This window comes from Curtobacterium sp. 24E2 (assembly GCF_016925595.1).
GTDB lineage: Bacteria > Actinomycetota > Actinomycetes > Actinomycetales > Microbacteriaceae > Curtobacterium.
On record NZ_CP068987.1, the window covers coordinates 206,330 to 218,752 of the forward strand.

Annotated in this window: 9 protein-coding genes and 2 pseudogenes; 3 read left to right on the plus strand and 8 right to left on the minus strand. The window is 71.0% G+C overall.

The annotated features are described in order from the left end of the window. Positions 1–93: 93 nt before the first annotated feature. On the plus strand, positions 94–603 hold the full coding sequence (locus JN350_RS01030) for a hypothetical protein (protein ID WP_205463282.1): 510 nt from the start codon (positions 94–96) through the stop codon (positions 601–603). Positions 604–680: 77 nt separating this feature from the next. Here JN350_RS01030 and JN350_RS01035 read toward each other — a convergent pair whose 3' ends face one another. The 3 genes and pseudogenes from JN350_RS01035 to JN350_RS20425 form a co-directional block, all read right to left on the minus strand. After that, positions 681–1,010, minus strand: a complete 330-nt coding sequence (locus tag JN350_RS01035) for a hypothetical protein (protein ID WP_205463283.1) — start codon at positions 1,008–1,010, stop codon at positions 681–683. After that, positions 1,007–3,097: a lamin tail domain-containing protein gene (locus tag JN350_RS01040; protein ID WP_205463284.1), complete on the minus strand. Its 2,091-nt coding sequence runs from the start codon at positions 3,095–3,097 to the stop codon at positions 1,007–1,009. The genes JN350_RS01035 and JN350_RS01040 overlap by 4 nt, the downstream gene beginning before the upstream one ends. A 142-nt stretch (positions 3,098–3,239) precedes the next feature. Next, positions 3,240–4,522 (minus strand): annotated as a pseudogene (locus JN350_RS20425) (ROK family transcriptional regulator). Positions 4,523–4,606: 84 nt separating this feature from the next. Between JN350_RS20425 and JN350_RS01050 the strand changes: the two are divergent. Together JN350_RS01050 and JN350_RS01055 are read left to right on the plus strand one after the other, a co-directional pair. Further along, a complete protein-coding gene (locus JN350_RS01050; RefSeq protein WP_205463285.1) occupies positions 4,607–5,062 on the plus strand; it encodes a GNAT family N-acetyltransferase in 456 nt (151 codons plus the stop codon). A 14-nt stretch (positions 5,063–5,076) separates the two neighbouring features. Then, positions 5,077–5,424, plus strand: coding sequence for an MGMT family protein (locus tag JN350_RS01055; RefSeq protein ID WP_240347464.1), 348 nt, complete (start codon positions 5,077–5,079; stop codon positions 5,422–5,424). Positions 5,425–5,448: 24 nt separating this feature from the next. On the opposite strand, the gene JN350_RS01060 is transcribed toward JN350_RS01055, so the two are convergent. From JN350_RS01060 to purN, 5 genes and pseudogenes are all read right to left on the minus strand, one after another. Beyond that, complete coding sequence (locus JN350_RS01060) at positions 5,449–5,874, minus strand: DUF805 domain-containing protein (RefSeq protein ID WP_205463286.1); 426 nt, start codon at positions 5,872–5,874, stop codon at positions 5,449–5,451. A gap of 37 nt (positions 5,875–5,911) precedes the next feature. Beyond that, positions 5,912–7,719: pseudogene (locus JN350_RS01065) on the minus strand (ABC transporter ATP-binding protein). A 92-nt stretch (positions 7,720–7,811) separates the two neighbouring features. Beyond that, on the minus strand, positions 7,812–9,620 hold the full coding sequence (locus JN350_RS01070) for an ABC transporter ATP-binding protein (RefSeq protein ID WP_205463287.1): 1,809 nt from the start codon (positions 9,618–9,620) through the stop codon (positions 7,812–7,814). Positions 9,621–10,190: 570 nt separating this feature from the next. Next, on the minus strand, positions 10,191–11,825 hold the full coding sequence (gene purH / locus JN350_RS01075) for a bifunctional phosphoribosylaminoimidazolecarboxamide formyltransferase/IMP cyclohydrolase (protein ID WP_123671462.1): 1,635 nt from the start codon (positions 11,823–11,825) through the stop codon (positions 10,191–10,193). Beyond that, a complete protein-coding gene (gene purN, locus JN350_RS01080; protein ID WP_111085342.1) occupies positions 11,822–12,415 on the minus strand; it encodes a phosphoribosylglycinamide formyltransferase in 594 nt (197 codons plus the stop codon). The genes purH and purN overlap by 4 nt, the downstream gene beginning before the upstream one ends. Between the last annotated feature and the right edge of the window lie 8 nt (positions 12,416–12,423).

Sequence of the window (12,423 nt, forward strand, 5' to 3'; positions counted from 1 at the left end):
GCGTGGCTCGGCACCTCAGGTGGGGGTAACCCCCGCACAATTCCGGGTGTGCACGTGATGTTTCAGCAGGAGATCCGTCACGAGACTGGGTGCATGAGCATCGACACGCGCCCGAACACCTCCCGCCGCACCCTCCGCATCGCCCTCGCCGGGGCCGCAGCACTGTCCGCGCTCCTCCTGACGACGGGATGCAGCGTGATCCAGGACATCGTCCCGAACAAGACGCCGCAGAAGCACTTCGCCACGTACTCGGACGCCCCGCGGTCCGGTGAGTCGAAGGACATGGCGTTCTTCATGCCGGAGTGGGTGCCCGAGGACGCGAAGGACATCGACGTCCGACTGCATGCCTCCCAGCCCGGGTACGTCATCCGGTTCGCCTCACAGGACGGTGTCGACCTCACCGCGTGCACGAAGCTCGACGGCTCGTACGGCGGCCCGGCGATGGAGGCGGACTTCCTGCCCGACGACCTGCCCACGACGGGCCTGGTCACGTGCGGCGACGGCCGCGCGGTCGCCGAGATCGGCGACCGCTGGTACGGCTGGACCACGAAGGACGCGATCCCCGGTCAGGACCACTCGAGCACGCTGCGCACGGACGGCTGACGCGCCCACAGGGCGGACGGGAGGCCCGTGGCGGCCTGGCCACGGGCCTCCCGTCCGCCTGGGACTCGCGCCCAGGGCTACTCCGCAGCCGCCACCGTGCGACGACGGACGACCAGCACACCCGCACCCGCGGCGATCAGCAGGAACGCGACCAGCGCACCGGCACCGAGGCCCTCGGCGCCCGTGAACGCGAGCTGCCCGTCAGCGGTGATGGTGATCGTGGTCCAGCCCAGCACCGTGCCGTCCGCAGCGGTCACCACGATGCGGTGCTCGCCAGCCGGAGCATCGGCCGGGATCGTGACGCGCACCGTGCCGTCGGCGGCCACCGTCACGGTGCCGAGCAGCGTCGGGGTCGAGTACAGCCAGACGTTCACGACGTCCCCCGCGTACTGCGTGCCGACGGTCACGGTGATGGTCTCCCCGCACGAGCCGACGACGGCGCCGAGACGCTCCCACGGTTCGCGTCGGTCAGGTCGGTCTCCGAGGGAGCCACCGGGGCGATCGGAGCGGCCGGCGACGGGCTCGGCGTCGGCGTCGGTCCACCGGTCCCGGGGGTCGGCGCAGGCGTCGATCCACCGTCACCCGGAGCAGGCGTCGGCGTCGGCGTCGGCGTCGGGTCGGTGCCCGGGTCCGTGCCCGGGTCGGTGCCGCTGCCGTTGCACGGGTACGTCCCCGTGCGGAGCGAGAACCCGTCCGTGTCGTTGTCGTCGGCGTAGAAGGTGGCGCGCTCCCCGTCGGTGCAGACGCCGGAGATCGCGAAGCCCTCGTTGGCGAAGGTCCGGTCGGCGTTCGACGGTGCCTCGAAGACCTTCGCGGCGGTGAAGGCGCCGTCGGTCAGCTCGTACAGCGCGGTGCGTCCGGCGCAGGCGTCGTCGCACACCACCCAGAGCGCGTCGAGGGTCGGGTCGAACTGCACGTCGGCGACGACCGCGAACGGCGACCCGATGGTGGCCACGCGCTGGGACGAACCGTCCGCCATCAGGGCGTACGCGTACACGCTCGCGGTGCCCTCGACACCGACGAAGAAGAGCCCCTCGCCGTGTCCGGCGTACGTCGACGGCGCGTAGGCCGCGCCCGTGTGCTCGTCGGCCAAGCCGTGCTCGGTGAGCCACGAGTCCGGGATCCAGGTGACGCCCTCGAGACCGGCGTTCGCACCGAGTCCCGGGAAGTCGGCGGCGAGGTCCCACTCGTCGGTGGCGCGCAGGGTCGACTCGGACCCGTCGGTGGTGGCGTACCGCAGGACCGACGGACGGCTGGTCTTCGACACGTCGTTGTCCCGCTCGGTCGACACGTACACGGCGCCCGGGTCGTCGCTCGTGACGGTGACGCCCTCGGCGTCCGGGGTCCCCGTGCCGTCGGCGTACCGCAGGTCCGTGCCCGCGGCGTTCGACGGTGCCCAGCCACCCCGCCCGTCCGAGGCCAGGTGGTAGAGCAGGCCGTCGCCGTTCTGCACGGCCCACAGCTGGCCGTCCTCGGACGTGCTCGAGGTGGTCCAGTCGATGCCGCTCAGGTCACCGGTGAAGGTGTCCTCGTCGTCGAGCACGGTCTCGTCCGGGCCGCCGGGCCAGGGCTCGGCGGTGACGACTCCGGCGAACCGGTTCGCGGTGCCCTTCGTCGGCTCGGCGGTGTCGGCGAAGTCGCCGGTGCCGTCCGGGTTGCGGCCGTACGTGGCGGCAGCGTGGGCCGTCCACGAGTACGAGTCGACCAGCGCACCCCGCGGATCGAAGACCCGGGCGGATTCGGCCTTGCCGAGGCCGAAGCCGAAGTCCGCCTCGTCGAGGACGGCGAAGCCCCCGGCCGCGACGGTCGTGCCGGCGGGGATCGTGTACGCGTGGTCGTCCTCGCTGTCCTTGAGGACGTACCCACCCAGGTCGACCGTGGCGCTGCCGACGTTGGTCAGCTCCACCCAGTCGCCGGGGGTGCCGTCCTGCGACTCGACCTCGTTGATGCGCACGGGCGAGGAGCAGTCGTTGGCGGCCCCCTTCGTCGGCGCGGTGGTGTCGATCAGCGCACCGGTCCCGTCGGCGCACCGGCCGTACGTGACGACCGCGTGGCTCGTCCACGAGTACCGCAGCACCAGGTCGCCGGCGGGGTCGTACACCTGCGCGGTGTCGGCGCCGCCGAGCCCGAAGTCGAACCCGGGTGCGGTGGCCGAGAGCTGGTCGATGACGAAGTACCCGCCGGGGGCGATCGTCGAGCCGGCGGGCAGGACGTACGCGTCGTGGGTGCTGTCGTCGTCGAGGAACGCGTAACCGGTCAGGTCGATCGACGCCGACGACGTGTTCTTCAGCTCGACCCAGTCGGTGTCGTCGCCGTTCGACTCGACCTCGTTGACGACGAGGCCGTTCCGAGCGGCGGCGCCGACGCTCGGGTCGTCGTCACCGACGGTCGCGAGTGCCGGGCTGGCAGTGACGACGCCGGCGCCGAGGGCCAGCGCGGTGACGATCGTGGCACCGAGCCGCACGGAGCGGGGGCGCAGGGCAGGAGTGCGCATGCAGGTCCTTCTCGGGAGGAGGGGAGACCTGCACGACTGTTCAGCACCCGGGCATCCGACCGGTGGCCGCCCGGTGAACGACAGGTGTCGCGCGGCGCCGCAACGCTCGACGTCGCAGCGCTCGACGTCGCAACGTTCGATGTCAGCGGCGGATGAGCAGCCCGCTCGCCCGCGGTGACAACGCGGCGTCGAGCACCAGGCACGCGGCTCCCACCGCGGCGACGTCGGCACCGCGGTCGCTCTCGACCACGTCGACCGCGTGCTTCGGGACGAGCAACGGCGACCCGACGATCGCTGCGCGGGCCGCCGGCAGCGCGGCACTGGCGATGCGCGACCAGAACGGTCCGCCGAACACGACCCGGTCGATGTCGAGCAGGTTCACGATGACGACCGCGGCGTCGCCCATCACGGTGCCGGCCTCGGCGGCGAGGGTGATCGCGGCCTCGTCTCCGGCGACGATGGCCTCGGCGAGCTCGTCCCACGCGCGGTTCACCGCATCGACCGCTCCATCGGACGAGACCACACCAGCAGCATCGCCGTCGCCGTCGCCGTCGCCGGACAACGCCACCCCACGCTCCCGCGCGATCCGCACGAGCCGGTCCGGCGCCACGGCCGCACCCACCTCGCCCCGGGTGCCGGACCCGTCGGGGGTGCCGGCGAGCGATCGCTGGTCGACCATGATGTGCCCGGCGTCCCCGGCGTTCGACCCGACGCCGCGCACGGGTTCGTGGTCGACGACGAGCCCGACGCCGAAACCGGTGCCGAAGTACACGAACGCGAAGTTCCGTGCCGACGACTCCCCGCCAGGAACATCTCGCCGACCGCGGCGGCCGTGACGTCCTTCTCGAGCAGCACCGGGTAGCCGGTCGCCTCGGCGAGCGCGTCGCGCAGGGGCACGTCCCGCCACCGGGGCAGGAACGGCGGGTCGACCACGATGCCGGCGTCGACGTCGATGGGGCCGGGGCTGGCGATCCCGATGCCGAGCACCCCGTCGACGTCGACGCCGGCGTCGGCGATCAGGCCGTCGACGGCCGAGCCGATGGTGCGGACGACCTCGGACGGGTCGTCCGCGGTGGGGGTCGAGGTGGTGGACGAGGCGACGACGGTGCCGGCCAGGTCGAGGAGCACGTAGGTGACGACGGCCGGGTCGACGTGCACGCCGACGGCGTAGCGGCTGCCGGGTTCGAGCCGCAGGATGGTGCGCGGCTTGCCCCGACCGGCGACGACGGTGCCGGACTCGACGATCATGCCCGCCTCGATCAGGAACCGGGTGACGTTCGACACCGTCTGCGCGCTGAGGCCCGTTCGCGAGGCGAGTTCGACACGGCTCAGGCCGTCCGGCGAGCGTCGGACGGCATCGAGCACGACCGTGCGGTTGAACCCGCCGATCGACGGGAGGTTCGCTCCACGCCGATGTTCTGCCATTCCGCGACCATACCGCGGCAACGGTGCGGTCTCGGTCTCCCGTCCGCGCTGGCCCCACACGGGTCGCACCGTTACCCTGGCCGCATGGCCGACCTGCGTCTCGAAGAACTCTCCGCGAAGACCGCTGCCGCGGCGAACTCCCTGACGCTCAAGCCGGGGCAGGAACAGTTCGTGCAGCCGACCACCTACGGGGTCGCCGAGTCCGACGTCAAGCCGAGCTCCGCGTGGACCCGGGTGGTCCTGGACGGTGACGAGGTCCTGGGCCTCATCATCGGTTCGTTCGACGCCGACAATTCGCAGGAAGAACTGCGCAGTGCCATCTGGCGGGTCAACGTCGCTGGCACCGCGCAGGGTCGCGGCGTCGGCCGCTTCGCGGTGCACGGCCTGGCGGACGAGGCCCGCAGCCGTGGGCAGGAACGCCTGACGGTCGTGTACGAGCCTGGTGGCGACGACAGCCCCGAGGCGTTCTTCCGCGCCGTGGGCTTCGAGGTCGTCCGTGAGACCCAGTACGGCGACCACTTCGCGGTCCTGACGCTCTAGTACTTCCCGACGACGTGCCCGAGGACGACGCCCCCGCGCCGGAGCAGGACTTCGGGGCGGCGGTGGCCGAGGTGGTCCGGATGATCCCGTCCGGTCACGTCATGACGTACGGCGACGTCGCCGCGGCGCTCGGCTCACGCGCGTCGCGTGCGGTTGGCAAGGTGATGGCGCACGAGGGCGCCGACCTGCCCTGGTGGCGTGTGGTGCGCGCGGGTGGGCACCCGCCGCTGCACCACGAGGCCCGTGCACTCCAGCACTACCGCGCGGAGGGCACGCCGATCGTGCAGGGGACGGCGGCCTGGAGGCTCGACATGCGTCGTGCCCGCTGGTCGCCGTCCACGGATGCGGACGACCCGTTCTGACGCGCCGCCCGCGGACGTCGGCCGTCAGCGGTCGAAGCGCTCGCCTCTCGGGCTCGTCGGGATCAGGCACAGCACGTACACGACGAGCGAACCGATGCCGGGCACGACGTACAGGAACTGCCAGAAGCCGGACAGGCCGGCGTCGTGCAGCCGTCGGGCGCCGAGGGCGAGCGACCCGATCAGGGTCGCGAGGCCCCAGAGCACGAACAGGTAGGACCCGACGGGGTTCTCGAACAGCGCGGTGTCCGGCGTGAACGCCTGCGGGACGAGCTGCAGCACGAGTCCGATGGCGAGCGACGTCAGCCACCACCACCAGAACTCGGCACGCGAGGCCCGACCGGTGAACACGGTGTACTTCCGCCAGAACCGCCGGACGGCCTCGGTGAAGGGCGCGCCGTAGAAGGGGTCACGCAGGGCGACGCCGCCGGGCTGCACGCTGTCGTTGCTCATGGAGCAAGCCAACCACGTGGTGCAGCCCGGCCGCGTCCTACACGAGCGAGTCGCGCCAGGCCGCGTGCAGCTGGGCGAACCGCCCGGTACCCGCGATGAGGTCGGCGGGGGTGCCGTCCTCGACGATCTTCCCGTGTTCCATCACGAGCACGCGGTGGGCGATCGCGACGGTGGACAGGCGATGCGCGATGATCACCGCGGTGCGGTCGGCGAGCAGGGTCTCGAGCCCTTCCTGCACCAGCCGCTCCGAGGGGATGTCGAGCGACGCCGTGGCCTCGTCGAGGATGAGCACCTTCGGGTCCGCGATGAACGCCCGCGCGAACGAGAGCAGCTGCCGCTGTCCCGCCGAGACACGACCACCGCGCTTGTTCACGTCGGTGTCGTACCCGTCGGGGAGCGCCATGATGAACTCGTGCGCGCCCACCGCCTTGGCGGACGCCTCGATCTCGGCGCGGGAGGCCCCCGGCTTGCCGAGCGCGATGTTGTCGGCGACCGTGCCGGAGAACAGGTAGGCCTCCTGCGTGACCATGACGATCGCGCGGCGCATGTCCTTCGTGTCGAGGTCGCGCAGGTCCACGCCGTCGAGCCGCACGGATCCCTGCGACGGGTCGTAGAAGCGCGCCATGAGCTTGGCGAGCGTCGACTTGCCGGCGCCGGTGGACCCGACGAGTGCGATGGTCTGCCCCGAGGGGATGTGCAGGTCGAACTCCGGCAGCACGACCTTGCCCGCGTTGTACGCGAACACGACCTCGTCGAAGTCCATCTTGCCCGTGGCGTCGGCCAGCTTGGTCGGCTTCACCGGGTCCGGCACGCTCGGCCGTTCCTCGAGGACGCCGGAGATCTTCTCCATCGCCGCCGAGGCCGACTGGTACCCGTTGTAGAACATCGCGAGCTCCTGCGCCGGGTCGAAGAAGCGCTTGGCGTACAGCGCGACCGCGAGCAGCGCACCGACCTCGAGCGTCCCGCCGACGATCCGGAAGCCACCGACGATGACGACCGCGGCGAGGGTCGCGTTGCCGATGAGCACGAGCACCGGGTCGAACGTCCCGAACAGGTTGAACACCTTCGTGTTCGCCAGCCGGTAGTCCTCGACGAAGCCGCCGTACTCGTCCTTGTTGCGGGACTCCTTGCGGAACGCCTGCACGGCGCGGATGCCCGTCATCGTCTCGACGAAGTGCACGATCACGCGTGCCGAGGTGACGCGGGTGGCGCGGAACAGCGTCTGCGAGTTCGTCTGGAACCAGCGGATCAGGAACCAGAGCGGCACGAGCGACACCGCGAGCACGAGCCCCGACGTCGGGTCGAGCAGCACCAGGGCCACGGCGGTGAACACCATGTAGAGCACGCCCTGGATGAGCTGGTTCAGCCCGGAGTCGAGCAGCTCGCGGATCGAGTCGAGGTCACTCGTCTGGCGGGAGATGATCCGGCCGGACGTGTAGGTCTCGTGGAACTCGAGCGACAGCCGCTGCGTGTGCAGGAACACCCGCTTGCGCAGGTCGAACAGGATGGCCTGGCTGATCCGGGCGGCGAGCACGGTGTACCAGGCGGTGAGCACCGCGCCGAGGACGGCCACGACGATGTACGTCGCGACGACGCCGAACGCCGGCACCCAGTCGTTCTGGTCCATCACCGCGGGCAGGGCGTTGTCGATTCCCCACGCGATGAGCGCCGGACCCGCGACGGTGCCCGCCGTGGAGACCACGACGACGATCCCGAGCAGCACCAGGCGGAGCTTCAGCGGAGCCGCGAGGGAACCGAGCAGGGCGAGGAGCGACGCCGCAGGCGCTTGCTCTCCGCCTTGGTGAAGTCCTCGCGCTCCTCGCCGCGCACGCCCAGGGTGGTGATCGAGGCGGTGACGGGCGCGGCAGACTGCGCGTCCGCAGCGTCGTCGGTGACCGGTGCCGTGCCTCCCGGCAGGTCCTGGTCCGTCTGCTGGCTCATGCCATCGCCTCCTGTCGTGCGACCTGGTCATCGTCGTCGAGCGACGAGATGACGTAGCGGTAGTGCTCGTTGGTGGCCATCAGGTCGTGGTGGGTCCCGACGGCGGTGATGACGCCGTTCTCCATCAGGGCGACCCGGTCGGCCAGCGTCACCGTCGACGGACGGTGCGCCACGATGAGCGACGTCGTCTCGGCGAGGACGCGGCGGAGGCCGGCCTCGACCCGCGCCTCGGTGTCGACGTCGAGCGCCGACAGCGGGTCGTCGAGCACGAGCACCGACGGCCGCGCGGCGATCGCACGGGCGAGCGCCAGACGCTGTCGCTGTCCACCGGACAGCGACAGGCCCTCTTCACCGACGCGGGTGTCGACGCCGTCGGGCAGGTCGTCCACGAAGGACGCCTGCGCGATGTCGAGGGCCTCGCGCATGAGCGCCTCGGCCTCGTCACCCTCGACGTCCGGACGACCGAGCAGCACGTTCTGCCGCACCGTCGTCGAGAACAGGGTGGCGTCCTCGAACGCGACGCCGACGTGACGTCGCAGTTCTTCGCGGGTGAGGTCGCGGATGTCGACCCCGTCGATCGTCACCGAACCGCCGGTCACGTCGTAGAGGCGCGGCACCAGCGAGAGCAGCGTCGTCTTGCCGCAGCCCGTGAGTCCGACGAGCGCCATGGTCTCGCCCGGCTGCAGCTGCAGCTCGACGCCGTTGATCAGGTCCGGGTACTGCGGCGCGGAGTCCTGGTACCGGAAGTGCACGCTGTTGAACGACAGTGCACCGTGCGGCTCCGCGATCGTCTTCGGGTCCTTCGGGTCCGTGATGGTGTTCTCGGAGTCCATGACCTCGAAGAAGCGGTCGACCGCGGTGCGGGTGTCGAACGTCATCGAGAGCAGGAAGCCGATCGACTCGATCGGGAACCGCAGCACCGTCGCCGTCGCGAAGAACGCGAACAGCTGACCGACGGTCATCTCGCCCTGCGACGCCAGCCAGATGCCGGCGAGCAAGCACAGCGCGAACGCGACGTCCGGCACGAGCAGTAGCCACAGCCAGATGCTCGCGATGGCCTTCGCCTTCTTGATCTCCGTGCCGCGCAGGGCTTCGGCCTGCTCGCTGAACTCCTCGAGCTTCGACCCGCCGCGGCCGAACGCCTTGAGCACGCGGATGCCGTGCACCGACTGCTCGACGCTCGTCGCGAGGTCACCGACCTGGTCCTGGCTGCGGCGCGCGACGACGGAGTACCGACGCTCGAACAGCAGCCCGTTGATCCACAGCGGGATCGACGCGATCAGGAAGATCAGCCCGAGCAGCCACCCGAAGGTGAACAGCACGACGAAGCCGACGACGATCGTCACGACGTTCACGACGAGCAGGACGACACCGAAGGCCAGCCAGCGGCGGATCAGCGACAGGTCCGACACGGAACGGGACAGCAGCTGCCCCGATTCCCACCGGTCGTGGAACGCGACGGGCAGGTCCTGCAGCTTCGCGTACAGCGAGTTCCGCATGCTGGCCTCGATCCGCGTCGAGGGACGCATCACCATCCGGCGGCGCGAGGCGATGAAGAACGCCTCGAGCACACCGAGGGCGAGCACGCCGAGGCCGGCGGGCCAGATCTGTGCGCCGTCCTTCGATGACAGCGGACCGTCGACGAGCCACTGCAGGACGTAGGGGATTGCGAGCGCCACCAAGGAGGCTCCCATCGCTGCGGCCATGCCGCCGATGAGGCGCCCCTGGTAGGGCTTCACGTAGGGGTGGATCCGCGCGATCGCGCGGAAGGTGGACGGGCGCGCCGTGGTGGGCGACTTGGACATGCGTTGCGTCCTCATGCGTCTGCCGGGTCCCCGGGTCGCGCTGCGCCCTGGCCGCCTGCTGCTTGCTTGCTGCTGGCGTGCGGTGCGTGCGCGGCCTCGACCTGGAGGCTCGGTGTGGCGTTGCGTGGTGATTATCGGCCGGGCGCGTGGTCGCGCCTCCGCCGTCACTCGCGTGACGTCGGTCGGGCCGGAGGGCACCGGGAGACACTCGTCCCCCGGGTTCAGGCGGGTGGTTCGCGGACGCTCGTCGTGCGGCGCCGCGAGGCCGTGGGAACGGCCTGGCTAGACGGCGGCCGCGACGCGCAGTCGCGGTGCGATCAGGGATCGCCGTGCGGGAGTGGTCCCCACGACGGACACGAGACCTGCACGGGCGGCCGTCGCCACGGTTCCGGTCATGTTGTCCATCGTCACTCCAGTCGTCGTCTTCGTCACCGTTGTGTCCGCGGTGCCACCGGTCCCGGAGGATCGTCGGCTGCCTGTCGCGGAGCCTTACAGACTATTCACAGAGACTCTCAGCGCGCAATAGGGTGCCGCGATTTGTTCACTTCAGTGGACGAACCGGTGCTCGCCTCAGTGGAAGAAGTGGCGCTCACCCGTGAAGTACATCGTGACCCCAGCGGCCGTCGCTGCGGCGATGACCTCGTCGTCGCGGACGCTGCCACCGGGCTGGGCCACCGCGCGCACACCGGCGTCGAGCAGCACCTGCAGGCCGTCGGCGAACGGGAAGAACGCATCGGACGCCGCGACGCTGCCGGTCGCGCGGTCACCGGCACGGTTGACCGCGAGGTGGCACGAGTCCACCCGGTTGACCTGGCCCATGCCGACCCCGACGCTCGCGCCCTGGTTCGCCAGCAGGATGGCGTTCGACTTGACCGAACGGCTCGCCTTCCACGCGAAGGCCAGGTCGGCGAGGGTCTGGTCGTCGGCGGGCTCGCCGGCGACCAGGGTCCACGTGGACTGGTCGAACGCCGTGAAGCGGTCGGCGTCCTGCACCAGGAAGCCGCCGGAGATCTGCTTGACCTCGCGCGGCGCCAGGGCGAAGTCGGCCGGCAGCGTGAGCAGGCGGATGTTCTTCTTGCGCGACAGGATCTCGAGCGCCTCGGGGTCGAAGCCCGGGGCGACGACGACCTCGGTGAAGATGTCCTTCACGGTCTCCGCCATCGCCACGGTGACCGGACGGTTCGCGGCGATGACCCCACCGAACGCCGACAGCGGGTCGCAGGCGTGCGCGGCGGCGTGGGCCGAGGCGATCGGGTCGGCGGCGTCCGCCGGGGCGATCGCGATGCCGCACGGGTTGGCGTGCTTGATGATCGCGACGGCGGGGGTGTCGAAGTCGAACGCTGCACGGACGGCCGCGTCGGCGTCGACGTAGTTGTTGTAGGACATCTCCTTGCCGTGCAGCTGCGTCGCCTGCGCGATGCCGGCGCCGTCGGTGCTCGTGTACAGCGCGGCGGCCTGGTGCGCGTTCTCGCCGTAGCGGAGCGTGGCCGACAGGTCGGCGGTGAAGCCGAGGTGCTCATCGAACGCGCCGGGTGTCTGGATGTCGCCGCTGGTCGTCGGCGCCGCAGCGGCCGCGACGACGTCGCTGGCGAAGTAGGACGCCACCGCGGTGTCGTACGCCGCGGTGTGCGCGAACGCCTGGGCCGCCAGACGCTTGCGGAGCTCGAGCGAGGTGCCGCCGGCGCGGACGGCCTCGACGACCTCGGCGTAGGACGACGGCGAGACGACGATCGCGACGTTCGGGTGGTTCTTCGCCGACGCACGGACCATCGCGGGGCCGCCGATGTCGACGTTCTCGACCACGGTCGCGGTGTCGGCGCCGGAGGCCACCGTCTCGACGAACGGGTACAGGTTCACGACGACGAGCTCGAACGCCGCGATCCCGAGGTCGGCGAGCTGCTGCTCGTGCGACTCGAGCCGCAGGTCGGCGAGCAGACCGGCGTGCACCGACGGGTGCAGCGTCTTGACCCGGCCGTCGAGCGACTCCGGGAACCCGGTGACGCTCGCGACGTCGGTGACGGCGTACCCGGCGTCGCGGATGGTCTGGGCGGTGGACCCCGTCGACACGATCTCGACACCCGACTCGGCGAGGGCGCCGGCGAGCTCGAGCAGGCCGGACTTGTCGCTCACCGAGATGAGTGCGCGGCGGACCGGCACCACGTCACGGTCGCGGTAGAGGCTGGGGTCGGCTGCGTGCACGCTCATGCGCTCGGGGTGCCCTTCAGGTCGGTGGTGCCGTTGGCGATGTCGAGGATGGTCTGGATGAGCAGGCGGCGCTCGACCGGCTTGATGCGGTCGTGCAGCGTCGACTCGGAGTCGCCCGGGAGCACGGGGACGCGCTCCTGGGCCAGGATCGGGCCGGTGTCCACGCCGTCGTCGACCGCGATGACGCTCGCGCCGGTCTCGGTGACGCCGGCGGCCAGGGCGTCCCGCACGCCGTGGGCGCCGGGGAACTCGGGCAGGTAGGCCGGGTGGGTGTTGATGATGCCCGGAGCGAACTCGGACACCACGGCCGGGGGCAGCAGGCGCATCAGGCCGGAGAGCACGAGCAGGTCGGGCGACCACGGTCGGATCTGCTCGGCGAGGGACTGTCCCCACTCGGCGCGGGTCTCGTAGCGCGAGAACGGCACCGTGAAGGTCGGGATCGAGAACTCCTCGCCCAGACCGAGGCCCTCGGCATCACGGTCGGCACCGATGGCGACGACACGGGCGGGGTACTCGGCGTCGAAGGTCGCTTCGAGCAGGGCTCGGAGGTTCGACCCGGTACCGGAGATCAGGACGACCAGTTCGAGCACGGCACCAA

Bases quoted from the DNA above. Each gene is read 5' to 3' on its own strand.
- purH (WP_123671462.1), bottom strand. From the start codon at position 11,825: ATGAGCGTGCACGCAGCCGACCCCAGCCTCTACCGCGACCGTGACGTG.
- JN350_RS01030 (WP_205463282.1), top strand. From the start codon at position 94: ATGAGCATCGACACGCGCCCGAACACCTCCCGCCGCACCCTCCGCATC.
- JN350_RS01070 (WP_205463287.1), bottom strand. From the start codon at position 9,620: ATGTCCAAGTCGCCCACCACGGCGCGCCCGTCCACCTTCCGCGCGATC.
- JN350_RS01060 (WP_205463286.1), bottom strand. From the start codon at position 5,874: ATGAGCAACGACAGCGTGCAGCCCGGCGGCGTCGCCCTGCGTGACCCC.
- JN350_RS01050 (WP_205463285.1), top strand. From the start codon at position 4,607: ATGGCCGACCTGCGTCTCGAAGAACTCTCCGCGAAGACCGCTGCCGCG.
- JN350_RS01040 (WP_205463284.1), bottom strand. From the start codon at position 3,097: ATGCGCACTCCTGCCCTGCGCCCCCGCTCCGTGCGGCTCGGTGCCACG.